Source organism: Natronosalvus vescus, from assembly GCF_023973145.1.
GTDB lineage: Archaea > Halobacteriota > Halobacteria > Halobacteriales > Natrialbaceae > Natronosalvus > Natronosalvus vescus.
The window spans coordinates 3,454,724-3,480,417 of the sequence record NZ_CP099546.1 but is presented as its reverse complement, the minus strand read 5'-3'; the positions used below and the strand labels follow the sequence as shown (position 1 = coordinate 3,480,417).

At 63.8% G+C, this 25,694-nt stretch carries 14 protein-coding genes; 4 read left to right on the top strand and 10 right to left on the bottom strand.

Annotated features, from left to right (window positions below):
* Positions 1-199: 199 nt before the first annotated feature.
* Positions 200-1,129: a branched-chain amino acid transaminase gene (locus NGM68_RS16460; RefSeq protein ID WP_252699310.1), complete on the bottom strand. Its 930-nt coding sequence runs from the start codon at positions 1,127-1,129 to the stop codon at positions 200-202.
* A 108-nt stretch (positions 1,130-1,237) separates the two neighbouring features.
* Between NGM68_RS16460 and NGM68_RS16455 the strand changes: the two genes are divergently transcribed.
* On the top strand, positions 1,238-2,227 hold the full coding sequence (locus tag NGM68_RS16455; protein WP_252699309.1) for an NAD-dependent epimerase/dehydratase family protein: 990 nt from the start codon (positions 1,238-1,240) through the stop codon (positions 2,225-2,227).
* 174 nt (positions 2,228-2,401) lie between these two features.
* Here the strand turns inward: NGM68_RS16455 and NGM68_RS16450 are convergent, their stop codons facing one another.
* Both NGM68_RS16450 and NGM68_RS16445 read right to left on the bottom strand, forming a co-directional pair.
* Positions 2,402-4,153, bottom strand: a complete 1,752-nt coding sequence (locus NGM68_RS16450; RefSeq protein WP_252699308.1) for a hydantoinase B/oxoprolinase family protein — start codon at positions 4,151-4,153, stop codon at positions 2,402-2,404.
* Positions 4,150-6,273: a hydantoinase/oxoprolinase family protein gene (locus NGM68_RS16445; protein ID WP_252699307.1), complete on the bottom strand. Its 2,124-nt coding sequence runs from the start codon at positions 6,271-6,273 to the stop codon at positions 4,150-4,152. Before NGM68_RS16445 ends, NGM68_RS16450 begins: the two co-directional genes overlap by 4 nt.
* 102 nt (positions 6,274-6,375) lie before the next feature.
* On the opposite strand from NGM68_RS16445, the gene NGM68_RS16440 reads away from it, so the two are divergent.
* Positions 6,376-7,437: an NAD(P)-dependent glycerol-1-phosphate dehydrogenase gene (locus NGM68_RS16440; RefSeq protein ID WP_252699306.1), complete on the top strand. Its 1,062-nt coding sequence runs from the start codon at positions 6,376-6,378 to the stop codon at positions 7,435-7,437.
* Positions 7,438-7,605: 168 nt separating this feature from the next.
* Here the strand turns inward: NGM68_RS16440 and NGM68_RS16435 are convergent, their stop codons facing one another.
* Entirely contained in the window at positions 7,606-8,661 is a 1,056-nt protein-coding gene (locus tag NGM68_RS16435) for a lysylphosphatidylglycerol synthase transmembrane domain-containing protein (protein WP_252699305.1), read from the bottom strand.
* A 126-nt stretch (positions 8,662-8,787) separates the two neighbouring features.
* Entirely contained in the window at positions 8,788-10,668 is a 1,881-nt protein-coding gene (locus NGM68_RS16430) for a S9 family peptidase (protein WP_252699304.1), read from the bottom strand.
* Positions 10,669-10,904: 236 nt separating this feature from the next.
* On the opposite strand from NGM68_RS16430, the gene NGM68_RS16425 reads away from it, so the two are divergent.
* The gene (locus tag NGM68_RS16425; RefSeq protein WP_252699303.1) at positions 10,905-11,882 is read left to right on the top strand and encodes a hypothetical protein; all 978 of its coding nucleotides are present in this window, start codon (positions 10,905-10,907) and stop codon (positions 11,880-11,882) included.
* A gap of 89 nt (positions 11,883-11,971) precedes the next feature.
* Entirely contained in the window at positions 11,972-13,054 is a 1,083-nt protein-coding gene (locus tag NGM68_RS16420; protein ID WP_252699302.1) for a glycosyltransferase, read from the top strand.
* A gap of 267 nt (positions 13,055-13,321) precedes the next feature.
* Here NGM68_RS16420 and NGM68_RS16415 read toward each other — a convergent pair whose 3' ends face one another.
* The 5 genes from NGM68_RS16415 to carB form a co-directional block, all read right to left on the bottom strand.
* On the bottom strand, positions 13,322-15,319 hold the full coding sequence (locus NGM68_RS16415; RefSeq protein ID WP_252699301.1) for an ATP-binding protein: 1,998 nt from the start codon (positions 15,317-15,319) through the stop codon (positions 13,322-13,324).
* 243 nt (positions 15,320-15,562) lie between these two features.
* A complete protein-coding gene (gene folP / locus NGM68_RS16410) occupies positions 15,563-18,064 on the bottom strand; it encodes a dihydropteroate synthase (protein WP_252699300.1) in 2,502 nt (833 codons plus the stop codon).
* A gap of 208 nt (positions 18,065-18,272) precedes the next feature.
* Positions 18,273-18,494 carry a DUF8015 family protein gene (locus tag NGM68_RS16405; RefSeq protein ID WP_252699299.1) on the bottom strand — a complete coding sequence of 74 codons (222 nt, stop codon included), beginning with the start codon at positions 18,492-18,494 and terminating at the stop codon, positions 18,273-18,275.
* Positions 18,495-18,718: 224 nt separating this feature from the next.
* The gene (locus NGM68_RS16400; RefSeq protein WP_252699298.1) at positions 18,719-22,126 is read right to left on the bottom strand and encodes a PAS domain-containing sensor histidine kinase; all 3,408 of its coding nucleotides are present in this window, start codon (positions 22,124-22,126) and stop codon (positions 18,719-18,721) included.
* Positions 22,127-22,368: 242 nt separating this feature from the next.
* Positions 22,369-25,548 carry a carbamoyl-phosphate synthase large subunit gene (gene carB / locus NGM68_RS16395; RefSeq protein ID WP_252699297.1) on the bottom strand — a complete coding sequence of 1,060 codons (3,180 nt, stop codon included), beginning with the start codon at positions 25,546-25,548 and terminating at the stop codon, positions 22,369-22,371.
* Positions 25,549-25,694 lie beyond the last annotated feature (146 nt).

Genomic DNA, 25,694 nt, shown 5'->3' with positions numbered 1-25,694 from the left:
GGAACAGTGGCTCACTGCTCGAGCAATCGGCCGGTACCCGAGCATTTCACACGATGGTCGCAAAGCGGAATCGACTGCTCGAGTGGACGCTCTCGCCAGTAGTGCATCGGTATTGTCGAAGATGAAGAGGCCGGTCACAGTAGGCCCAGATTGATCGTAGGTCGATCCGGTCACTGGCAGAACCCTAGTTAAAGAGCGTCTAGACGTACTCGAACCACTCCTCGTACTCGTCGGTGCGCCCTTCGACGATGTCGAAGAACCGCGTCTGGATCTCCTCGGTGATCGGCCCACGAGTGCCCTCGCCGATCGTCACGTTGTCGACCCGCTTGATCGGCGTCACTTCGGCGGCCGAGCCGGTGAAGAACAGCTCGTCGGCAGTGTTGAGTTCCCCGCGTGAAATCGAGACGGTGTCGTGCACCGTATACCCCAGGTCGCGGGCGATCCGGATCACCGAATCGCGCGTTATGCCGTCGAGGATCGACTCGGAGAGCCCGGGCGTGAAAATCTCGCCGTCACGAACGAGGAAGAGGTTCTCGCCCGGCCCTTCGGCCACGTTCCCCTCCTTGTTGAGGACGATCGCTTCGGCGTAGCCGTTGCGACGGGCTTCCTCGCCAGCGAGCATGCTGTTGACGTACAACCCCGTCGTCTTCGCGTTCGTCGGAATCTGGCTCGAGGCGTGTTTCCGCCAGGACGACACCATCACGTCGATGCCGTTCTCGAGTGCGTCCTCCCCGAGGTAGGCACCCCAGGGCCAGACGGCGATCATCGTCCGGGTCGGGCAGTCCCCTGGACTGACGCCGAGGCTCTCGTAGCCGTAAAAGGCGAGCGGGCGGACGTAACAGGAGGCGAGATCCTGTCGTCGGATGAGTTCCTTTGTCGCCGTCGTCAACTCCTCGTGGGATTGCTGAATCTCCATCTCGTAGGGCTTACAGGAGGCAAAGAGCCGGTCGAGGTGCTCCTCCCAGCGGAAGAGCGCTGGCCCGTTCTCGGTCTCGTAACAGCGTGCGCCTTCGAAGACGCCGCTTCCGTAGTGGAGGGCGTGGGTGAGCACGTGCACCTGGGCGTCGTCCCAGTCGACGAACTCGCCGTCCATCCAGATCGTTTCGACGTCCATCTCGTCAAATCCCATACCCGGGGAGACGGAACCCTCCGTAATGAACGTTCGCGATTCCGCGAGCCAACTCGAGCGGTTGGCCGACTCCGTCACCGTTTTGCGGGGGACGGACGAGAGTCACCTATGGACACCGCACTCGTCATCGGCGGCACCCGATTCATCGGCCGCCACCTGGTCGAGGAGTTGCTCGCCCACGACTACGACGTCACCATCTTCAACCGGGGGAATTACGATAATCCGTTCGCCGACGACGACCGCGTCACCCAGGTTCAGGGCGACCGGACGAACGACTCGGCGCTCGAGGCCGCCGCGGCCGACGTGAACCCAGACGCGGTGTTCGACTGCGTGGCCTACTACCCGCGGGACGTTCGTGCAGCGACCGAGATTTTCGCCGACTGCGACGCCTACGTCTCCATCTCGAGCGGCGACGCCTACGGCCGCGAGGAGATCCCGAAACGCGAGGACGAGACGCCGATGCGTCCGTGCACGACCGAACAGGAGACCGACGAATCGGGGGACACCTACGGCAACCGCAAGGCCGAGGGTGACCGAGCGGTGGTCGCCGCCGCCGAACGGGGAGTCAACGCGATGTCCGTTCGCCCCTGCATCGTCTACGGCCCCCACGATTACACCGAACGGCTCGACTTCTGGCTCGACCGCGTCCTCGAGTACGACCGACTGATCGTCCCCGGCGACGGAACCAACATCTGGCACCGCGCCTACGTCGAGGACGTCGCCAGCGCGCTTCGAATCGTCGCCGAGCGCGGCGACCCAGGCGAATTCTACAACATCGGCGATCGCCGTCTCGTCACCCTCCAGGAGATGGTCGAATTGATCGCCGACGTCGCCGATGCGGACGTCGAACTCGTCCACGCCGGCCCCCGCGAACTCGAGGCTGGCGGCCTCTTGACGGACGACTACATCTTCTACCGGGATTACCCGCACGTCCTCTCGACGGCCAAACTCGCCGCACTCGACTGGGAGTCCACCCCGCTCGAGGAGGCGATGGCCCGGACGCTCGAGGAACACCTGAAAAGCGAGCGCGATGGCAGCGAGCACGACCCTGGACGCGAGGCCGAAGAGCGCGTGCTCGATATCCTCGATACGCTCTGAGCACGTCACGTTCCAGCCGACCCAATTGTTTATATGCGATAGCGGGGCCAAACCGCCTATGACATAGTCCGTTGTCCGGGTTCGGTGCAGCGAGTGCGTGACCAGCCGGCCCGGCCCAACCTTCGGTCACCTGTCCGCTCATCTCTGGGCTCCACCGATCTCACCCACGGGCGGTTATTCGCTCGAGGTTTCGAACCTGTACCCGTCTCGAGCCGCCTCGAGCGAACACTTCTCGAGGTCGAGGTCACGTTCGATCGCCTCGCGATCGCGCTCAGCCGGATCGCCGTACCCGCCGCCACCCGGAGTTCGGATGCTCACGATATCGCCTGCCTCGAGAACCCGTTTGATCTTCGGCTCGAGGTCGTACTCTTCGCCGTCTCGAATCAGTTTGTCGTCGCCGCGCCCGCCCCTGGAACCGCCGTCGATTCCGTACGGAGCGTGTCGGCGGCGGTCGGCAAGGAGGCTGAACGTTGGTTCGTGGTCGCGGACACGAATATCACGACGCAGTCCCAGCCCGCCCCGGTGTCTCCCGGCACCGCCGGTATCCTGGCGCAACTCGTACCGTTCGACTGCGAGTGGGTACGCCGTCTGGAGCACCTCTGCCGGGGTGTTCATCGTGTTGCTCATGTGGACGTGGACGCCGTCAATCCCGTCGCCGCTCGACCGACCGCCGAAGCCGCCACCCTGGGTCTCGTAGAAGGCGTAGGGGGTGCCATCACGCGGATCGGTACCGCCGAAGGTGACGTTGTTCATCGTCCCCTGTCCGGCAGCGACCGCCCGTTCTGGCGCGACGGCCGCGAGCGCACCGAGGATTACGTCCGTCACTCGCTGGGAGACCTCGAGGTTTCCCCCGACGACCGCAGCGGGCGGACTCGCGTTGACGACCGTTCCCTCGGGAGCGTCGATCTCGATCGGCCGATAGGCGCCGTCGTTCGGCGGAACGTCCGGATCGGTCACGCACCGAACGGCGTAGTACGTCGCCGAGGCGGTGACCGCAAACACCGCGTTCACCGCCCCCGCGGTCTGGGGAGCCGTCCCCTCGAAGTCGACCCCGATCGTGTCGCCGTCGACGGTGACGGTCGCCTCGATCGGAATGTCGATCGTTCCCTGGCCGTCGTCGTCGAGGACGTCAGAGAATGCGTAGGTGCCGTCAGGCAGGTGGTCGATCTCGGCCCGCATTCGCCGCTCCGAGTAGTCGTGAATCTCGGCAATGGCTGTTGAAAGCGTCTCGAGCCCGTATTTACTCGCGAGCTCCTGCAATCGTTCCCGACCGGTTTCGTTCGCGGCCTGCTGGGCCCGGATGTCGCCTCGTCGTTCGTCGGGCGTTCTGACGTTCGCGAGAAGGAGTTCCATAACGTCCTCGACGAGGTCGCCCCCATCGTACAGTTTCACCGGCGGGATTCGGAGCCCCTCCTGGTAGATCTCCGTGGAGTCGGCGGCGACGCTGCCGGCCGTTGAGCCGCCGATGTCGGCGTGGTGAGCGCGGTTGGCGGCGAAGCCGACGAGCGGTAGTCGGTCGTCACCGCTTGAGTCTTCAGGGATATCGTCGTCGGCGAACACGGGCGTCACGAGCGTCAGATCCGGAAGGTGCGCTCCGCCACGGAACGGGTCGTTCACCAGGATCGCATCGCCCGGCGAGAGCGACTCCGGGGAGTAACGCTCGAGGGCAGCCTCGACGGAGAAGGGCATCGCGCCGAGGTGGACGGGCATGTTCTCAGCCTGACTGAGCAGTCTCCCATTGTCGTCGAAGACGGCACACGAACAGTCACGCCGCTCTTTGATATTCGGGGAGTACCCCGTTCTGATGAGGTTCGCGTTCATCTCCTCGGCGATGGCGCTGCAGGCGTTGCGGATCACCTCAAGGGTGACGGCGTCGATGCGGCGACTGCCGCTCGAGTCAGTGGTGGGGTCGGTAGAGTCGCTCATCGCTCTCCCTCCACGAGAAGGCTGCCGTACTCGTCGACGGTCGCGTGTTGGCCCGGCCGGATGACGACGGTGCTCTCTGCCCCCTCGACGATCGCCGGCCCCTCGAGAGCTACATCGGCTGGCAGTCGATCGCGATCGTAGATTCGCGTGTCGTGGGTTCGTTCGTCGAATCCGACTGGCCGTTCCTCCCGGATCGCATCGTCCGGATCACCGTCTCGATTGGATGCTGTGAGCGTCGGCGTATCGACGAGGCCGCGAGCTCGCAGTCGGACGGTGACGAGTTCGATCGATTCGTCGGGTGAGGCGTGACCGTATCGTTGCTCGTGTCGCTCGTGGAACCGTCGGGTGGCGACTTCGAGTACCGATTGTGTCACCGGTTCGTCGGGGAGCGCAATCGTCAGATCGAACGACTGACCGACATATCGTAGGTCAATGGCGCGTTCGAGGACGATTCGACCGTTCTCGTCAGTGCCGTCGTCCGCGGTTCCGTCACCGGCCAATCGGTCGTACCCCTCGCGCTCGAGCCGTTCGAATGTGGCCTCGAGGGTCTCTGACGAAACGTCCGCGAGCCGTCTGACCATCGAGGTGCTGGCGTCGTGGATGCGGTCGGTGAGCACCAGACCCAGTGCGGAGAGGACGCCCGCGGTTCTGGGAACCACCACTCTCGGGATATCGAGTCCATCGGCGAGAGCGCTCGCGTGGAGCGGGCCCGCGCCGCCGAAGGCGACGAGGACGAACTCGCGGGGGTCGTGTCCCCGTTCGACGCTCACGACCCTGAGGGCGCGTTCCATGTTCGCATTGGCGACATCGAGGATCCCCTGGGCGGCCTCCTCGATGCTCATCCCGAGCGGATCGGCGATCCGTTCGGCGACGATCGATTCGACGCGGTCGACGTCGACCTCGAGAGCGTCCGACAGAAATGCTTCCGGATCGAGCCGACCGAGGAGCAGATGGGCGTCGGTCACGGTCGGCTCCTCGCCGCCTCGTCCGTAGCAGATCGGGCCGGGTACCGCACCCGCCGACCTCGGGCCGACGCGGAGCGCACCGCCAGCGTCGATCCAGGCGATGGAACCGCCGCCAGCACCGATCGTGTGGACGTCGACCATGGAGACGCCGACGGGATAGTCGCCCACGGTGACGTCGGTCGAGACGACGGGCTCGCCGTCACGGATCATCGACACGTCACAGGAAGTGCCGCCCATGTCCAGGGTCAGGACGTTCTCGAGACCCTGGAGTCCGGCGACGTGGGCCGCCCCCTGGACGCCCGCTGCAGGTCCCGAAAGGAGCGTGTTGATCGGTCGGTTACGGGCCTGGTCGGCGTCGATGAGTCCCCCGTTCGACTGCATGATACGGAGCGGAGCGGGAACCCCGAGGTCGTCGATGCTCGAGGCGAGGCGACCGATGTAGGCGTCCATCACGGGTTTGAGTGCAGCGTTCAGGGCCGTGGCGAGCGTCCGTTCGTACTCCCGAATTTCGGGGAGGACGTCACTCGAGAGCGAGAACGAGGCGTCGATACCCACATCCTCGAGGCGGTCACGAACCCGTCGCTCGTGGTCGGTGTTTTCGAACGAGAACAGCAGCGAGATGGCGATGCTATCGACGTCTGTATCCGCGAGTGCGTCGGCGACAGCGTTTACGCTCTCTGGCTCGAGCGGCGTCTCGACGCGCCCGCGTTCGTCGAGTCGTTCGGTGACCTCGTAGCGCCTGTCGCGGGGGACGATCGGTTCCGGTTTCGTCACGTCGAAATCGTAGATGTCGGGACGTGCCTGGCGGCCGATCTCGAGGACGTCCCGAAAGCCCCCGGTGGTGACGAGCGCGGTGTCGGCCCACTCGCCCTCGAGGACGGCGTTGGTCGCGACGGTCGTCCCGTGCGCGAAGAAGTCGATGTCGCCGTACTCGAGGCCCGATTCGTCCTGGGCGTCCTGGGCGTCCTGGCGGGTATCACGGTTCGCTACGCCGTGTCGGCGTCGCGCCTCGAGGCCGTCGACGACGCCCTCGTCGGGTACATTGGGGGTCGACGGCGTCTTCGTGACGTGGATCGTCCCATCGCGGACGGTGACGACGTCCGTGAAAGTACCGCCGACGTCGACGCCAACGCGCCAGCCGGTGGGTGTGGTCATATCACTCCCGTGGAGGGGAGGGGGCTAAAAACCGTCCGTCGGAATCCGCTGAGACGTCGTGGGAGGGAACGCCTTTATACCGTGGCGAACCAGGTCTGAACCATGTTCGAGAAGTCGACGTGGATTCGACTCCCGCGGAACGTCGTCGTCGGACACGACGTCCTTTCAGAGACCGTCGCTGTCGTCGACGACCTCCACCTCGAGGGCCGACCGCTGCTCGTGACCAGCCCCACCCCGCGGAAACTCGCCGCCGAACCGATTGCGGCGGACTTCCGGGAACGGGGTATCGAGCCGGCGATCGTCACCGTCGAAGAGGCCAGTTTCGACGCGGTCGAAACCGTCCTGGAGACGGCCGAGGCCGAAGACGTGTCGTACCTGATGGGCGTCGGCGGTGGGAAGGCGATCGACATCGCGAAGATGGCGACCGACCACCTGAACGCCGGGTTCATCTCGGTTCCGACGGCGGCGAGCCACGACGGAATCGTCAGCAACCGCGGATCGGTTCCGGACGGCGACACCCGCCACAGCGTCGCCGCCGAACCGCCGCTCGCGGTCATCGCTGACACCGGGATACTGGCGAATGCCCCCTGGGAACTCACGACGGCCGGCTGTGCGGACATCATCTCGAATTACACGGCCGTGATGGACTGGCGGCTGGCTCACCGCCTGAAGAACGTCGAGTACTCCGAATATGCCGCTGCGCTCGCGGAGATGACCGCCGAAATTCTCGTCGGCAACGCGGACATGATCAAACCGGGTCTCGAGGACTCGGCGTGGATCGTCACGAAGGCGCTCGTCTCCTCTGGGGTTGCGATGTCCATCGCTAGCTCCTCGAGACCGGCGAGCGGCGCGGAACACCTCTTTTCACACCAGCTCGATCGGCTCGCGCCGGGGGCAGCCTTGCACGGCCACCAGGTCGGCGTCGGCGCGATCATGATCGCCTACCTTCACGGGGGAGAGCGGGGTATCTGGGTCGACATTCGGGACGCCCTCGCGAGCATCGACGCTCCGACGACGGCGGCGGAACTGGACATCGACGACGAAACGGTGATCGAGGCGCTGACAACCTGTCACGCGATCCGCGATCGATACACGATTCTGGGTGACGGGATGGACGAACGGGCTGCTCGGGAGGTGGCGACGAAAACGGGCGTCATCGAGTGATCGCCTGTCCGATTTCGTTTTTCGTTTTTGTTTGTCGAGTGCACATCGCCTTGGAGGCGTTCCTGGATGTATATCCGGCTCCGAACAGGTGGTTGTGGTCGCTCGAGTCGACGTCAGTGTGGGTGTGGGTATAGGGTTGGGCCTGGGAGAGCCGACAGCTGATCTCGGTCACACCGTGAGCGTCCGATCGCCACGAACGGACAGAAAGAGCGCCCCCGAGCCCCCGAGTGTCAGGTGTAGCCAGTAGGTCGTCAGCCGATAGAGGAGGGTGACGGCGGTGGCAAGATCGGCCGGGAGGCCCCCGATCGCGACGAGCAACACGACGAGTGCGGCCTCGATTCCACCGGTGCCACCGGGAAGGGGGATAACGCCACCGAACGCCGCCAGCGGCGCACAGAGCATCGCCAGCGGGAGCGATCCCTCGACGCCGAGCGCCAGCAACGCGAAATACAGCGGGAGTACGTTGACGAGCCAGCTAACGAACCCAATGGTGAGAGCGATCACCAGCGTCCGCCGTGCAGCACTCACCGTCTCGAGCGTCCGGATAAATCCGTCCAGACGGTAGCTCACAGGGTCAGCCCTCGAGACGCGCGGAACTGGTTGTACGACGTCGTCCACCCGCCGGGTGAACGCGTAGGCGACGGTCTCGAGGTCGCTGCCGCTGCGTGCATAAATTAAAACGACGCCGGCGAAGAGCACCGTTCCGAGCACGAGTACTATACCGGTCGTCGTGTCGCTGATGGCCGCTGGGGAGAGGCCGTCACCGATCGTCCAGCAGAGATCGTATTCGGCGTGGCCGAAGACGGCAACCGCGCCGACGAGTGCCACGAGGAGGCTACCGACGAAGACGAAGAGTTCTGCGAGTGCGACGACGGCGAGATTGTCCTCGAACCGCGAATCGGAGTTTTTCGCGAGAAGAAAGGCCATGACCGGCGATCCCGTCGAACGCCCCCAGGGGAGCGCACTCCGAGCGAAATACCCCGACAGGAACGCGGCGACGAAGGCGATTCCGGTTGCGCTACCGGCCACTGGCCTGAGCAAGCGATCGACGACGGCACCACGGAGTGCCAACACGAGCGCACCCGAGAGAAACGCGGCACCGACGTAGGCCGGGGAGGCGGCCCGAAGCGCCTCGAGGACGTCTTCCCAGCCAACGCCGTAGACAAGTAACCCGACGAGAACGAGCGCGATCGAGAGGCCAGCGATCGCGCGCCGATAGTGCATACCGACACGGACGGCGTCGACCGACGTGAAGTAACCGGAACGAGACGATTAGTATCATAATGTTGTCCGATAGCGGTGCGACGTGTTCGTGTCGCTGTTTAACTACCCGGAACCGAGGCGTGTCGATTAAACGTGCTCTTCGAGGAACTCGGCGATCGCCCCGTAGGCTTCGATCCGGTTCTCGAGTTTGGTGAAGCCGTGGCCCTCGTCGTCGAAAATCAATTTCTCGACGGGGACACCCTGTTCGCGGGCCTCCTCGACGACCTGTTCGGCCTCGCCGACGGGTACGCGTGGGTCGTTCTCGCCGTGGAGAACGAATAGCGGCGCGTCGATGGAGTCGATGGTGTTGATCGGCGAGATCGACTCGAGGAACTCACAATCGTCCTCGAGGCTGCCGTACTCGGCCTCCCGGAGTTCGCGCCGCCAGTCGCCCGTGTTCTCGAGGAACGTGACGAAGTTGGCGATGCCGACGATGTCGATGCCTGCCGCCCACAGGTCGGGGTACTCGGTGAGCGACGCCAGTACCATGAAGCCGCCGTAGGAGCCGCCCATGGCGACCACGCGGTCGGGGTCGATTGCCTCGTGATCGCCCAGCCAGTCGACACAGGCGGCGATGTCGGCAACCGAGTCCATGCGCTTTTCGACGTCGTCCAGGCTCGCGTATTCGCTGCCGTAGCCCGAGGAGCCCCGGACGTTCGGCTCGAAGTAAGCGTAGCCGCGGTTCAAGAAGTACTGCTTGACGCTCGAGAACGAGGGGCGTCGCTGGCTCTCGGGGCCGCCGTGGATGTCGACGATGACGGGGTGGCGGTCGTCGTAGCTCTCGTCCTCGCTCTCACCGTCGCCGTCCCCGCCCACGTCCCCGTGGAAGCCACTTCCGGCTGCACCACCACCGTCGGGAAGCGTCAAAAAGCCTGGTACCTCGAGGCCGTCGAAGCTCTCGACGTGGACGAGGTCGGACGATCGAAACGTCTCGGGTGGGATGCCAGCCGTCGGTGCGAGCGTCCACTGTTCTGTTTCGCCGCTTTCGGCGTCAACGACGAATACGTTCGTGTTGACCGTGTTGCCGGTCGTTGAACACGCGAACAGTTCGGCGTCGGGGCCGAAGCTCACGCCACCCGAGATACCGCCGGGAAGGTCGGGTTCGGGGAGCGTTTCGAACGCCGTCGGGTCGTCGTGAGCGAGTTCGCCGACGGTGAGTTCAGTGTAGCCGTCGACGTTCTGGGAGGTGACGAATCGCCCGGTCTCGTCGTCGAGGGCGATCCCGTCGACGTTCCACTCGCCGCCGTCGATGACGGTCTCGAGGTCGAGGGTCTCGAGATCCAGATACGCCAGGTAGAGGGTGTCTGCTCCCTCGTCGGTAACGAGATAGAACCCGTCGCCGTCGGGTGCCCAGGACGCACTCTGATAGCGAACGTCCCCCTCGTGGGGGGTGAGGTGAGTACAGTCGCCGTTCTCGAGGTCGAGGCTGTAGAGGTCCTGATCGAAGTTCGAGTACGCCTGGGCGACGAGCAATCGGGAATCGTCGGGGCTCCAGCCGCCCACGGTGAGCCAGCCCTCGCCCTCGTAGACGAGGGTCGCCTCGTCGCCGGCCTCGTCTCGTTTCTGAACGTAGACGTCGAAGACCGCCTCGTCGCGGCGATTGGAGGTGAACGCAAACCGGTCGCCGTCGTGACTCCAGCCACCCCAGCGGTGTTTGGCGTCGGGCATCGCCGTCAGATTCGTGATGTCACCGGAGCCCGCGTCGAGACGGTAGAGCTGTGCGCGCTCGTTCCCGCCTTCGTCCATCCCGAACGCGAGTTCCGGTCGCTCGGGCGACCAGGAGACGAACGTCACCCGTTCGTCGTAGAACGTGCGCTGTTCGGGCCAGGCTCGAGCGTCCTCGAGCGTCCACACCTGGGGCGTTCCGGTCGTATTCATCAGGAACGCGAGTCGGTCGCCGTCGGGGCCGACGGAAGCGCCGTAGGCGCTCCTGACGTTCAGGTACCGCTCGATGTCGTACGTTGGCATGTGTCGGTAGTATCGTTCCGAAATAGTAATGGGTTCCGGAACGTCGGTTGTGGGTACGACGTTTCGTTCTGAGTGACTTGTTCGGCGATACTGTGTGGCTCTGGAGACGGATGCGCACGATTACCATTGTTAGTGCTCGAATCCATCCACGCTCCTAACGCACCTGTGGTGGGCTGATCCTGGGCCTGGAAGCACCTGCCTAACAAAGCCCGTTCGGCTGGTGCTGTCGCCTATCGATGGCAACGGGGATCGACCGAGAGACGTCACGACCACAGCAACAGACCGAGTCGGCGACCGCAGTGCTCATCACGATATGTGCGGCTCTCCTCGGCATTGGGCTGACGATCGGGCTGGCTGGATCGGCAGCCGTGTTCGACGTCGGGCCGGCTACAGACGTGGTCGACTCCGGCGACGGTGACCGACTCGAGGGGCTCGATGACGACACCTCGTCGTCGGACGATGGGACGGATTCGGGAGATACTGATACCGAAGGGAGCGATGGCTCGAGCGACGAGGAAGAAGACAGTGGTGAAGACGACGAAACGGACACTGGCGGGGCGGATGACGAAAATGCAGGTGGCGCTGGGGACGATGCTGATACTGGTGACGACGGGGCTGAAGATACTGCAAACGGCGATGATGATAGTGATGGTGGGAGCGGAGGTGACGGGAGTGAGAACGACGCCGACGATGACGATCCGGATGAAGCTGATGGGGATGACGACAGTGGTGATACGGGTGATGACGAGACTGGAGGGGAAGATGGTGAAGGCGAAGGAGAGGGTGACGAAGGGAGCGACGATGACGAAAGTGACGACGTGGGTGATGAGGTTGACGGTGATGACGATGAGACCGACGATGAAGAGAGCGACGAGACCGACGATGACGAGAACGACGAGACCGACGATGACGAGAACGACGATGAAGAGACCGACGAGAGCGACGAGGACGACAGCGACGAGGAAGAAGATGACAGCAGCGACGAGGACGACAGCGACGATGAAGAAGATGACAGCAGCGACGAGGACGACAGCGACGATGAAGAAGATGACAGCAGCGACGAGGACGACAGCGACGATGAAGACAGCGACGGGGAAGAAGACGACAGCAGCAACGATGAGAGCGATGACGACAACAGTGACGAAGACGACGATGACGAGAGTGATGAACAAGGGGACGGAGACGACGAAAACGACGAGAACACCGACAACTGAACCCAAAACGTCGGAACACCGACCTCGAGTGTCACCCGGAAGCCAAAATGCCCTATATTTTTACCCCCTCGCTGTCTTGCCGTGAGTAGATGCGAATCGCGTTCGTCTCCTTCGAAACCATCCACCACCGACCCACGGAGACGAACCAGCGGTTCAAACGAATCGTCGACCTCCTCACCTACCGTGGCCACGAGGTACACGTTTGCTGTGCGAAGTTCTGGCCCGACGAACAGCCACGACTCGAGCAAGACGACGTCGTCTACCACGGCGTCGTTCCCGACCTCGAGGCCCGCCAATCGTTCGTGTTGCGCGTGCCGTTTACCCTCCGGTCGATCGCCCCGGACATCATCCACGCCGGCGTCGAACCCACCGGCCAGGTGCGTGCGGCGAAGTGGGGCTCGATGCTCGCTCGAGCGCCACTGGCCCTCGAGTGGTATCCCGAAAGCGATCTCGAGGGGAGCCTCTCTGGCGTGCCCGACGACCGAGGCCACCGCTACGCGGCACGGAAACCGGATCGAATCGTCACCCCCTCACGGCTCGTCAGCACCTGGGTGCGTGAACGGGGGGTTCCAGGGGACCGTGTCGAGGTCGTCCCGAACCCGATCGACCTCGAGCGGATCGAGTCGACGCCACCCGACGACCGCGTCGACGTGGTGTACGCCCGACGACTCGACGAAGGGGCGAACCTCGAGAGCCTGCTGCTCGGGTTAGCGGAACTTCGGGATCGCAACTGGCAAGCGCTGATTCTTGGCGACGGCCCCGAGCGAGAGTTGTACGAAGGACTCACGCGCGACCTTCGGATCGACGATCGAGTCACGTTCAACGGCAAAGCCACTCGTGAGGAGCGAATCGCCGCCTACCGGAGTGCCCACGTGTTCGTCCAGACGGCGACTGAGTGTGTCTTCCCGACGGAACTCGCCTGGGCGCTCGGAGCCGGGTGTATCGGGATCGTGGAGTATCACGCCAACTCGTCGGCCCACGAACTGGTCGAAGGCTGGGATCGGGGCTTCCGAACCACGAGCGAACAGGAACTCGCCGACGCGATTCTGGAAGCAGGGAGCCTCGATCACCGCACATTCGACGATTCGTTCGCCAATCTGGATCGAGAGCGAGTGCTCGAGTCCTACCTCGAAATGTACCAGGATCTGCAGGACGAGTACGGGTTGTTGTAGTACGCCGTTTCCACTTTCCACCCGTCCCAGGAACGAGCGTCAATCGACTTCTCGAAGTACTCATTGATTCCCAGTCGATTCTGGTGATTAACGGTTTCAACTGACGTAATGGTAGAAATCGAAGGCTCGGGCGCCGCCTTCCGCGATGGTGCACGTATACTCGGCGCGGATCTCTTTCGAATGCTCCGAATGCCACCTAGACGGCCTTACGACACCGGGACTCTCTTCGAGGAGACGACATCCGCTGGTTCTGCCTGTCGCGTTGGTTCACACCTCGAACTCAGCATCATCAACTGCCTGCAACGTGAACAAAAACGTCGATCCCTCGCCGGGGGCCGAGTCGACCCAGATATCGCCACCGTGACGTTCGACGATGCGCTGACAGAGCGCCAGCCCGATACCGGTACCGCCGTACTCGTCGCGACTGTGTAGACGCTGAAACACCTCGAAGACGGTTTCGTGGTCGCCTGGGGCGATACCGACTCCGTCGTCCGTGATCGACACTACCCACTGTCCATTACTTCGTTCGGCAGTGACGGCTATTCGTGGTGGATCGTCACCCGAGTAGGTGAGCGCATTATCGAACAGATTTTGGAAGAGTTGGCGCAGTTGATTGCCATCCCCTTCGACCCGGGGGAGGGACTCCGCTGTAATGTCGGCCTCGGTTTCGTCGATCTGAAACTGTAGATCGGCGAGGACGTCGGTGAGTACCGCATCCAGTTCGACTGGTTCGAGCGGATCACCCTGTGTATCGACCCGAGAGTATTTGAGCAGTGACTCGATCATCGCACGCATTCGGTCGGCGCCGTCGACCGCGAACGCGAGGAACTCCTCGCCGTCGTCGTCCAGGACGCCTTCGTACCGCCGTTCGAGGAGCTGAAGATAGCTCGAGACCATCCGCAGGGGTTCTTGCAGATCGTGGGAGGCGGCGTAGGCGAACTGTTCGAGCCGTTCGTTCGACTGTTCGAGCCGTTCGTTCGTCTCCTCGAGTCGTTGTTCGCGCTGTTTGCGTTCAGTAACGTCTCGGAAGTAGACGGAGACGCCGGTCTCGGATGGGTAGAGGTTCGCCTCGACCCAGAAATCCAGTGGGTCGAAGTACAGTTCGTAGCTGGTCTGTTCTTGCTCGTTCAGCGCCGTGTGGAACGCCTCCCAGACTTCCTCTACCTCGGCCGCCTCGGGGTACATCGTCCAGAGCTTCTCCCCGATGAGTTTTTCCGCAGGCCGCTGCAGTAATTCTGCGGCGCGTTCGTTGACGTGAGTGAACCGAAACTCGTCGTCGACGGCGTAAAACGCGTCGGAGATTCGGCCAACCATCTCTTCGAATTCGGTCTCGAGGCGTTTTTGCTCGGTGACGTCCGTGAGGGAGAAGACTGCGTGTGACGGATCGTCACCGTCGACGTCGGTGTCCAATGGTGCACCGTTCACCATGATCCAGATCCGCTCGCCGCTCGGTCGCAGCAAGCCGATTTCCATGTCGAAGACTGGCTGGCCCGTTTGCAGCACCTGCTCGAACGGAGTCTCTCCCCCCGACAGTGATTCGCCGTCGCTGTCGACGAGCCCCCACCGCGGATCGTCGTGTGAGAACGTTTCGATTTCCGTACGAGTCCGACCGAGGATGTCCTCGGCGAATTCGTTAGCGAACTGCATCTGCCCGTCCGAACCGACGACCGTTATCCCGACGGGGCTGGTATCGACGATCTGGTCTTTGAGCGCCTTTTCCCGCTCGAGGGCTCGTCTCGCTTCTGTAGTTTCGATGGCGGAGGCGAGCACGTTCGCAATGCTTTGAACGAAGGTGGCATCGTGTTCGGTGAACTCCCGGTGGTCGGTCGTATGCGTCCCGAGGACACCCCACGGGTCATCGACCGAGCCGATAGTGACGCTGATTCCACTCACGACGTCGTGATCCGTGAGCAGGTCGGGGCCAGAAAACCGATCTTCGGTGCGCAGATCCTCGACGACGATGGGCGCTTCGCTTAGCAACGTATAGCCCGCTTGCGAGTCCAGATCGGTAGGAACGGTTGCGCTTCCGACGAGCCCGTCGTTCCAGCCGACACCCTGCCGGAGGAATACGTCGTCGCCACCCGGGCACAACTCGAGGACTTTCGCGTACTCAGTCTCGAGTGTCTCAGCGACGGTCACACACGCGTCGTGCATCAATTGATCGAGATCGTCGGTTTCGAGCGCCTGTTGGCCGAGTGCAGCGACTACCTCCTGTTGCCGGATTTGGGTTTTGAGTGCGTCGTTCCCCTGTGGCTCTGAAGCCATTGATACAGACAAAAGAGGGCACGTGGGTAAATCCTTCTACTGAGCAAACCTATCAGTATCACACCTTCGTTTACGGTAGAGGGTTGGTTCTGCTGATACGTCCCTTCGGAGTCGAGTGGGTCGAGAGTGGAACTCGCTCGTCAGCACGTAATGATTCTATAGGCTTCCTCGTACCACCCTCTCCTGTGATGGTCGCCGAGTGGGCAATCGGTAGCGAGCGTTGAGAGGGTCTGTTAAATCAATTCAGTCCCACTCGCTCGAGCCACCGTCACGACGGGTCGCCAGCGCCGTCCGCACCGCGGCGACGTTTTCGGCCACGTCGTGCACCCGGACGATGTCCGCACCGCGGTCGACCGCCAGCGCCGTCGCGGCGACGGTCGGCTCGAGTCGCTCGCCGTGGTCGCGACCGACGTGGCCGAACATCGATTTGTGGGAGTGACCGACGAGGAGCGGACAGCCGAGGGCCCGGAACTCCTCGAGCCGGCCCAAGAGCTCGAAGCTCTCTACGGGCGACTTTCCGAAGCCGAGACCGGGATCGATGACGATCCGGTCGCGCTCGAGGCCAGCTTTCTCAGCCAGCAGGACGCGCTCGGTGAGCTGATCGATGACGTCCTCGACGACGTCGTCGTACTGTACCTCCTTCCCCGGGACGACGGGGGCGTCGATGCTGTGCATCAGGACGAGCGGCGCGTCGGACTCGGCGGCGACGAACCGCATCTCGGGATCCTCGAGCCCGGAGACGTCGTTGATGATGTCCGCGCCGGCCTCGAGGGCGGCTTCGGCGACGACGGCCCGACGGGTGTCGACGGAGACGAGCGCCTCGAGATCGGAAAGCCGCTCGATGACGGGGACGACGCGATTGATCTCTTCGGCGACGGAGACGGGATCGGCACCGGGTCTGGTCGACTCGCCGCCGACGTCGATGATGGTAGCCCCGTCGGCGACCATCGATCTGGCCTGGTCGACTGCGGCTTCGAGGGCGTCGTACTGGCCGCCGTCGTGGAAGCTGTCCGGGGTGACATTCAGAATGCCCATTACGGCAGGTTCGTCGTGCCAGGGGTACTCCCGCCCGTGTTTCGTGTTGGATCCGGCGTTGGTGGCGTCCTGGCGTTTGCCAGTTTCGCTCTCGAGATTCAGCGCCTGACGCAGGGCTCGAGCGATCGACGAAAGGCCGTCCGGGCGGTCGTCGAGGGTAGTCGCCAGCCGCTCGAACTCCGAGAGCGTTCCCATCAGGACGATGTCGACGGGATCGTCCTCGCTCCGAACGGCTGAAATCGTACAGTCCCCGCCGATTCGGACGAGTTCGCGGTCGACCGTGAGGGCTTGCTGGCGCTCGAGCGACAGGGTCACGACGCGGTGGACGCCGCTGCCGGCGACGCGCGTGACCGTTCCCGCCTCGACGTCGGCACGCTCGAGCACGGTTCGAGCATCGGCCCGGTCGCGAACCCGTTTGGGTGTAACCCGACGCGTCCACCGCCGGCGCGCTTCGGCGACGGCGAACAGCGATCCAGTGACGAGTACGCAGTCCTCGGATCCTGCCACCTCGAGGGCGTGCTCGAGCGCGTCGGCGACGGATCCGCCATTCTCGACGTGATCGACGCCGGCGTCGGCGAAGACCTGGGCGAGCACGTCGGCGTCTTCGGCGCGGTCGATCGTCGGCTCGCAGGTGACCACTCGATCCGGCGTCGCGAGTGCGTCGGCCATCTCCCGGTGATCCTTGTCGTGCATCGCGCCGAACACGAGGTGGAGATCCTCGTACTCGAACGACGAGAGGGTCTCGCCCAGTCGCTCGCATGCGCCGGGATTGTGGGCACCGTCGAGAACCGTCAGCGGTGCGGTGTTCATCACTTCGAAGCGGCCTGGCCAGTGGGCGTTTCGCAGGCCGCGCTCGAGGTCGGCCGCTGTGGCGTCGGCAACCTGGCGCGAGAGCGTGGCGGCGATGCCAGCGTTCTCCGCCTGGTGGCGGCCGAGGACGGGGATTCGGGTGTCGACGCCCCAGCCGTCACCTTCGATCGAGATGGCCGCCTCGGCGTGGTTCGTGAGACCATCGTAGCTGACGACGACGTCGGCATCCTCGGCTGCACTCGATTCAGCCGCCGCGACCGTACAAACGTCTCCGGCCTCCTCCCGGACGGTCTCGAGAGCCGCGCCCGTCGTGGCGGTGACGAGCGGGGCGTTCGTTGGGGCGACCTGGGCTTTGTCCGCGGCGATTTCCTCGACGGTGTCGCCGATGACGCTCGTGTGCTCTAAACTGACGCTCGTCACTGCGCTGGCGACCGGATCGACGACGCTCGTCGCGTCGTATCGGCCGCCGATTCCGACCTCGAGGACGGCCACGTCGACGTCCTGGTGGCCGAAGTGCCAGAGTGCCAGGGTCGTGATGGCCTCGAAGAAGGTCGGGGATTCACCGGCGGCTGCCTGCGTGGTGACGTACTCGTGGGCGGTATCGACGAAGTCACGAACGGCCGCTTTCGGGATCTTTCGTCCGTCGACGCGCACCCGCTCGCGGAGGTCGTCGAGGTGTGGCGAGGTGAACAAACCCACCGTGAGCCCCGCCTCGCGAAGGGTCGACTCGAGCATCCGTGCGGTGCTCCCCTTGCCGTTCGAGCCAGCGATCTGAACGAACGGGACGCCCTCGTGTGGGTTCTCGAGGTGCTCGAGGAACGCCCGGGTCGATTCGGTGCCGGGTTTGGGGCGGAATCGACGAAGTGAGAAGAGGAAGTCCGCCGCCTCGTGATACTCCATAGTCGTGTCTCAGAGGCGGGCCGCTTTAGGGTGTCGAACCTGGTTGGCGGTTGTGGAGGAACTGAAGCGGAACGGATCGGTGCCCGAGTGGGCACGGGACGGGTGACGCGACGGCATTACTACAACTATTGGATCATTACACTATAGAAATTATACCTGTGTATCCAGAATCAGTTCCCGATCGAATACAGCGTCGCGAAATCGATCGTCATCCGCCGTGGCCGTTCGGCGGGCGAAGCACCATCCCATCGACCATCGCGAACAGGCCGATCAGACTCGCCGACAGCATCGCCGTCTCGAACCGCACATCAAACACGACGGACACCAGCCCCATGGCGAGAAATGCCAGCGGGATACTGGCGAGTACGAGATCGTGACGGCTAATCGAGCGACCGTGTCGGGTCTGTGGATCGATGCCTCTCGCCGTCATATTCATCACCATCGTGACGTACGCTATCGAATCTGGAAAATGTTTCGAAAGCCGTCGATAGCACTGGATCGGTGTCCATCACACAGGTGGTTCGGTGGCACTGAATCGGACGAACGACAGCGTCGTCACTCCAAGTGTCCCACGTCGTCGGAATCGTCGTGGGCACGTTCCGTCGTTCGTCCGCCACGGAATCGACAAACAGCGTAGAAGGACGACGGTTCCAGTCAGTCCTCGCGTGGACGGTCACTGGTCGGCAGCGTAAACGAAAAGGTCGATCCCTCTCCAGGTGCCGACTCGACCCAGATGTCGCCGCCGTGGCGTTCGACGATGCGCGTACAGAGCGCGAGACCGATGCCGGTGCCGGCGTGTTCGTCGTGGGTGTGGAGGCGTTCGAAAACCTCGAACACCCGATCGGTAGCGTCGGGATCGATCCCGACTCCCCGGTCGCTGATCGAGACGACCCACTCGTCGCCGCGTCGTTCGGCTCCGATATCCACTTCTGGCGGGGTCTCCCCGCTGTACTCGAGGGCGTTGTCGAGCAGGTTCTGGAACACCTGGCGAAGCTGGTTGGCGTCACCCATCACCTCGGGAAGCGAATCAGCCGTGATCTCGGCATCGGCCTCCTCGATTTTGAGGTGAAGATCGTCGAGCACCGACTCGAGAATGGGATCTAACGGGGTCGGCTCGACGGGATCGCCGAGTGTTTCGATCCGGGAGTACTCGAGGAGCCCGTTGATCATCTCTCGCATGCGATCGGCCCCGTCGACGGCGAATTCGAGGAACTCCGTGCCCTCCTCGTCGAGGTGATCGCCGTAGCGGCGTTCGATGAGCTGGAGATAACTCGAGACCATCCGAAGCGGCTCCTGGAGGTCGTGTGAGGCCGCGTAGGCGAACTGTTCGAGGCGTTCGTTCGACTCCTCGAGGCGCTGCTGGTACTCCCGCCGTTCGGTGATGTCCTGGACGACGAGCATTCCGGCGTCGATGTCGCCCACGTCGTCAGAATCGCCGTCACCGTCATCACCGCCGTCCCCAATCGGGAGTGCGTAGGCGTGCAGGTGGCGGTCGAGATACTCCACTTCGAACTCGGTAGTCTCGCCCGCCAGAGCACGTCGGAAATGTGGCTCGATCGCGTCGACGATGTCGTCCGGATACCGATCGAGAATGGACTCGTTCACGAGGTCGCTTCGGTCGTCCGGCGAGTGCTCGAGTAGTTGGCCGCCGACGGCGGTGTACCGAAGGTCGTCGTCGAACAGCGCGACCATCCCGTCCGGGAAGTGCTCGACGAGCGTCCGATACCGCCGTTCACTCTCTTCGAGTTTGCGCTGGTGTTCGAGGCGATCCGTGAGATCCCTGACGACGCCCACCGTCCCGCGGTAGGCGCCATCGTCGGTCGGCAGCGGCGTGAACCGGCTTTCCGCAGGCATCCGACTTCCGTCGGCACGCTCGATGTCGGCTTCGATCGTCGCCGCGCCCTGATCCTCGCCTCGAGTGAGGTGTTCAGAGAGCGTCGCCGCCTGGCTCGAGACGTCGTCGCCGACCACGATCGAACAGTGTTCGCCGAGTAACTCCTCGCGTGTGTAGCCGGTCATCTCGACGTACGCGTCGTTGACCGCACTGAAGTGATACGTCTCGTCGAGCACGTAGATGCCGTCTTCGACGGTTTCGACGATGGTCTCGTACTGCTGGAGTTCCCGGTTACGCGCTTTGCGTTCGCTGATGTCCCTGATGACGCCGACGCCGCCGGCCGAACCGTCTTCGTGCTGGTACGGCCCAAACCGTGCCTCGACGGGAACGCGCTCCCCCGTCGACGTCTGCAGGTCGTAGGTCATCGTCGCGACGTCGAGGCTCCCCGCCGTGACGTCTTCGTACAGTTCTGCGGCCTCCTCGTGGACGGACTCGTCGAGGACAACCGTGACGTGTTCGCCGATGACGTCATCGCGTTCGTGCCCGGTGAGGGCACAGAACGCGTCGTTGACGAGGACGAAACACCCCTCGGAATCGAGAATGGTCACGCCGTCCCAGATCGTTTCGAACGCGGTCTCGTATCGCTCGAGTTCACGTTCGCGCGCTTTGCGCTCGGTGATGTCCTGGAAGTATACAGAAACACCGGTCTCCGATGGGTAGACGGTCACCGACGCCCAGATGCCGAGTGGATCCGAGTACCGTTCGAACGAGACCGGTTGCTGAGACGTCATCGCCTCGTGGTACTGCTCGTAGAGGTTCGTGTCGACGGCTTCCGGGAATATCTCCCACGCGACTTCACCGAGTAACTCCTCCTCCGACCGCCCGAGCAACGTCTGGGCACGTTCGTTGACGAACGTGTATCGCCACTCCTCGTCCAGCGCGTAGAAGGCATCCGAGACGCGGTGGAACACCTCGTCGAGTTCCCGTTCGGCCTCCCGCTTTCGGCGCTCGAGTTCGCGCTCGTACTCCCGCCGCTCGGTCATATCCCGCGTGACCTTCGCAAAGCCCTGCAACTCGCCGTCGTCGTCTCTGATCGCGCTGATCGTCACGTTCGCCCAGAACTGCGATCCGTCGCGTCTGACTCGCCAGCCTTCGTCGGTGGTCGTGTGGTCGGCCGCGGCGGTCGCGAGGTTGAGGTCGGGAACACCGGCCGACCGATCGTCGTCCGTATAAAACAGCGAGAAGTGTTCGCCGAGAATGTCCTCTTCCTCGTACCCCTTGATGCGTTTTGCACCCTCGTTCCAGCTCGTGACGTGACCGTCCACGTCGAGCAGGAAGATAGCGTACTCCTCGACGGCGTCGACGAGGGACTGATAGCGATATTCGCTCTCGCGCAGGTCGGCCTCGGCCCGCTTTCGATCGGTGACGTCGTAGTAGAGTTCGATGCGACCGCCCGTGTACTGACCCGACTCGATCGGTTTACTCCGGTGTTCGAGCCAGCGTGCTTCGCGGCCCTCCCCGGCGGTCACCAGGCACTCGAAACGCTCGACGTAACTGTTGTCGTCGTAGGTCGCGAGGAGGGTTTCGACGAACGCATCGTCGTCATCGACTCGATCGCGAATCGTCTCTTCGATAACCTCGCGTTTGTCCCGACCGACCACAGCCGCCCGATCCAGGCCGAAAAACTCCGCTGCGGTGTCGTCGATCCAGGCGACGGTCGCGGTCTCGTCGAGGACGAAGGCACCGACGTCGGCTTCGTTGATGACAGCCGTGATCGATTCGTCCGCCGCCCACACCGACGCGAGGTGATCGTGGGGAGGCCCTGCGTCCCTGACGATGCCAGCCGTTCCCTCGAACGCGCCGTCGTCGGTGAGCAGACTGAATCGCACCGTACAGCGGATCGGGCTCCCATCGGCCGACCGAACGATCACCTCGAACGTGGCGTCGTCCGTTCCGTCGCCGTCGAGTCGATCTTGAACCTCTCGTTCGAAACGCCGAACGTCGGCATCCTCGAGAAGCATCGAGACGTGTTCGCCGAGGAGGTCGTCACGAACGTAGCCGGACGCCTCGAGGAGCGCGTCGTTGACGCCGACGAAGTGCCCGCCGGCGTCGAGCTGGTAGATGCCGTCGTCGACCGTGTCGACGAGTTGCTGGAATCGTTCGAAGCCGTCGGTGGGAGCCACCGACCCCCAAAACGAAGCTGTCTCTTGCCTCCCGCGTTCGGACATTGCAGAGGTAGTGATTCTCGACTCAGTTAAACCCTCTGTCGGATCTCTCGACCGTCGAAAATACCTCGTTCAACGGCTGCGTGCGCCGCTCACGGGTTGTGAACGATCAGCGGATTGCTCGAGAGTGGTCACCGAACCGTAAGAGAGGAGTCACCGAACCGTAAGAGAGGGATCATACAAATCGCTCGAGAGTAGTCACCGACGTCGAGATGCCAGGTCTCGAGTATTCCGACGGTGCGCAATCACTGCGGCGTGTTGCCCCACTCGGCCACCCGCTGTGGGCGGTCGCTGACGGCCGCCACCTCGAGGTTCCCGTCGAACCCCTCGAGTGCATTCAGGTACGCGTGGGCGCTCGCTGCCGTCGACAGGTAGGGGACGTCCTCCTCAACGGCCATCTCGAGGGTGTCCCGGTCGTCGCTGACGACGAAGTCGATCTCGCCCCGACGGATCGCTGCGGGGGCGTCTTCGACCGTCTTCACGTCGAAGAACTGCTCGAAGCCGTCGACCGCGAGGTCGACGATGGCGGTGCCCTCGCTGATCGCGTTGGACGCCGCCTGCTGGGCCTTCCAGTAGGCCGTCGCGAACGTGCTCGCGGTGCCCATCACCTCGCCGGTCGACTTCATCTCCGGGCCGAGACGGGGGTCGCTGCCCGGGAGCCGATCGAACGGGAGGACGACCTCCTTGATCGAGGTGTGTTCCGGGATCCGTTCAGTCGCCTCGAGGTCGGCGAGGGAGTCGCCGGCCATCACCTTCGCGGCGAGTTTGGCGATCGGGACGCCCGTCGCCTTCGAGACGAACGGCACCGTTCGGGACGAGCGGGGGTTTGCCTCGAGGACGTACACCTCGAAGTCCGCATCGTCCTCGAGGCCCGTTACGGCCAGCTGGACGTTGAGCAGTCCCTTCGTCTCCAGGGCAGCGGCGATGTCCTCGGTTACCTCGCGCACGCGGGTCAGCGCTGCCTCGCTCAGCGACCGCGGCGGGATCATACACGCCGAGTCGCCGGAGTGGACGCCGGCGCTCTCGACGTGTTCCATGATGCCGCCGATGAGCACGTCCGTACCGTCTGAGACGGCGTCGACGTCCAGTTCGACCGCACCCTCGAGGAACTGATCGACCAGAATCGGTTTGTCGGGGCTCACCCGAACCGCCTCTTCGATGTAGGTCGCGAGTTCTTCGTCGTCGTAGACGACCTGCATCGCGCGGCCGCCCAGCACGTACGATGGGCGCACGAGCACGGGATAGCCGAGGTTGTGTGCGAGGTCGAACGCCTCTTCGCGGCTGTAGGCCGCGCCGCCTTCCGGCTGAGCGATGCCGAGGTCGTCCATCAGTTGATTGAACCGGTCGCGATCCTCAGCGAGATCCATCGCCTCGACGCTGGTGCCCATGACCGAACAGTCGAGCCCACGGCGCTCGAGTTCGGTCTCGAGCGGTTCGCCGATGTCGACCGACGTCTGACCGCCGAACTGCACCATGACGCCGTCGGCGCCGGTGGTTTCGATCACGTCGGCGACCTCTTCTGCGGTGACCGGCTCGATGAAGAGGCCGTCGGAGGTGTCGTAGTCCGTCGAGACGGTTTCGGGGTTGTTGTTGACGACGTGTGCGTCGATGCCCATCTCCCGCAGGGCGCGAACGGCGTGGACGGCACAGTAGTCGAACTCGACGCCCTGACCGATCCGGATCGGGCCCCCGCCGACGACCACGACGCTCTCGACGTCGGTGTCGACCTGTACCTCGTCGTGAGCGATCGGGGAGGCGCCGGACGCGAGGGCGTCACGGGCGGAGTAGTAGTACGGCGTGGAGGCGGCGAACTCGCCGGCGCAGGTGTCGACCTGCTTGAACGTCCGGTCGGGGACGGCGGATTCCACCGCCCCAACGTCGGCTCCGGCCTGGGCAGCGACCTGCTGGTTCGTGTAGCCGAGTTCGGCAGCCTCGGCGAAGTTCCCTTCAGCGGCGGCGACTGCCGCGTCGGCGACCTTCTCGAATCGCTCGACGTACCACTCGTGGATGCCCGTCAGCGCACAGATGTCCTCGACCGTGTAGCCGCGCTCGAACGCCTCGAAGATGGCGTACGGGCGATCGGGCGTCGGTGCCTCCAGGTAGTCGGTCTCGAGTTCGCCGTCGGAGACGTCGGCCCAGTCGACGGCGGGGTCGTACTCGCTCGAGCGAAGCGCTTTCAACAGACTCTCCTCGAACGTGCGGCCGATGGCCATCGCCTCGCCGGTCGACTTCATGGCCGTGCCGAGCGTGAAGTCGACGTCGTCGAACTTGTCCTTGGGCCACCGGGGCACCTTCGTCACGACGTAGTCGATTGCCGGCTCGAACGCCGCGGTCGTCTGGCCGGTGATCTCGTTTTCGATCTCGTGGAGGCGCTTGCCGAGAGCGACCTTCGCGGTGACGCGGGCGATGGGGTAGCCGGTCGCCTTCGACGCGAGCGCCGAGGAGCGAGAGACGCGGGGATTCACCTCGACGACCCGATACTCGCCGCCGGGCGTGCCATCGTCGCGCCAGGCGAACTGGATGTTACACCCGCCCTGGATCCCGAGTTCGCGGATGACGTCCAGTGCGGCGGTGCGCATCTCCTGGTGGCCGTCGTCGGGGATTACCTGCGAGGGCGTGACGACCGTCGACTCGCCGGTGTGGATTCCCATCGGGTCGATGTTCTCCATGTTGCAGATGATGATACAGGAGTCGTCGGCGTCGCGCATCACCTCGTACTCGAGTTCGACCCAGCCGGCGATCGATTCGGTGACGAGCACCTCGTTGTTCCGCGAGAGACGAAGTCCTTTGCGTACGCGAGCGAGCAGTTCGTCCATCTCCTCGACGACGCCCGATCCGGAGCCACCGAGCGTGTAGGTCGTCCGAGCGATGACCGGGAGGCCGCCGACGCTCTCGACGGCGTCGTGGACGCGCTCCTCGAGGTGGGACTCGTTCAGGTCGCTCACCGACTCACCAGCGTCGAGCGAGATGGTCGTCGATCGAGGGACGGGCTGGCCAATCTTCTCCATGCGCTGGCGGAAGAGGTCGCGATCCTCCGTCGCGTAGATCGTGTCGAGCGGCGTGCCCATGATGTCGACGTCGTACTCCTCGAGGACTCCTTCCTCGGCGAGTTCGGCGGTGACGTTGAGGCCGGTCTGGCCGCCGAGGCCGGCGATGACGCCGTCGGGACGCTCCGTGCGAATGATCTCGGCGATGGCTTCGGTCGTGATCGGTTCGATGTACACCCGATCCGCCATCTCCGGGTCGGTCATGATCGTCGCCGGGTTCGAGTTGACCAGCACGACGCGCGCTCCTTCCTCCTGGAGGGCTCTGCAGGCCTGTGCACCCGAATAGTCGAATTCGGCGGCCTGGCCGATCTGTATCGGCCCGCTGCCGATCAACAAAATAGTGCGCCCATCGTCCCCGGTGTCGTCGTCGGTGCTCATTCGTTGTGCGTCCGGAGTGTGTACATCGTAATAAACGCCACGAAATGATGCGAATCTCGAAATAGAATTTCGAATTTCGCACATTGGCCCGATCGTCCATCGATATGCGAACGCGGACGGATCCTTCACGAGACCAATGGCCGAAC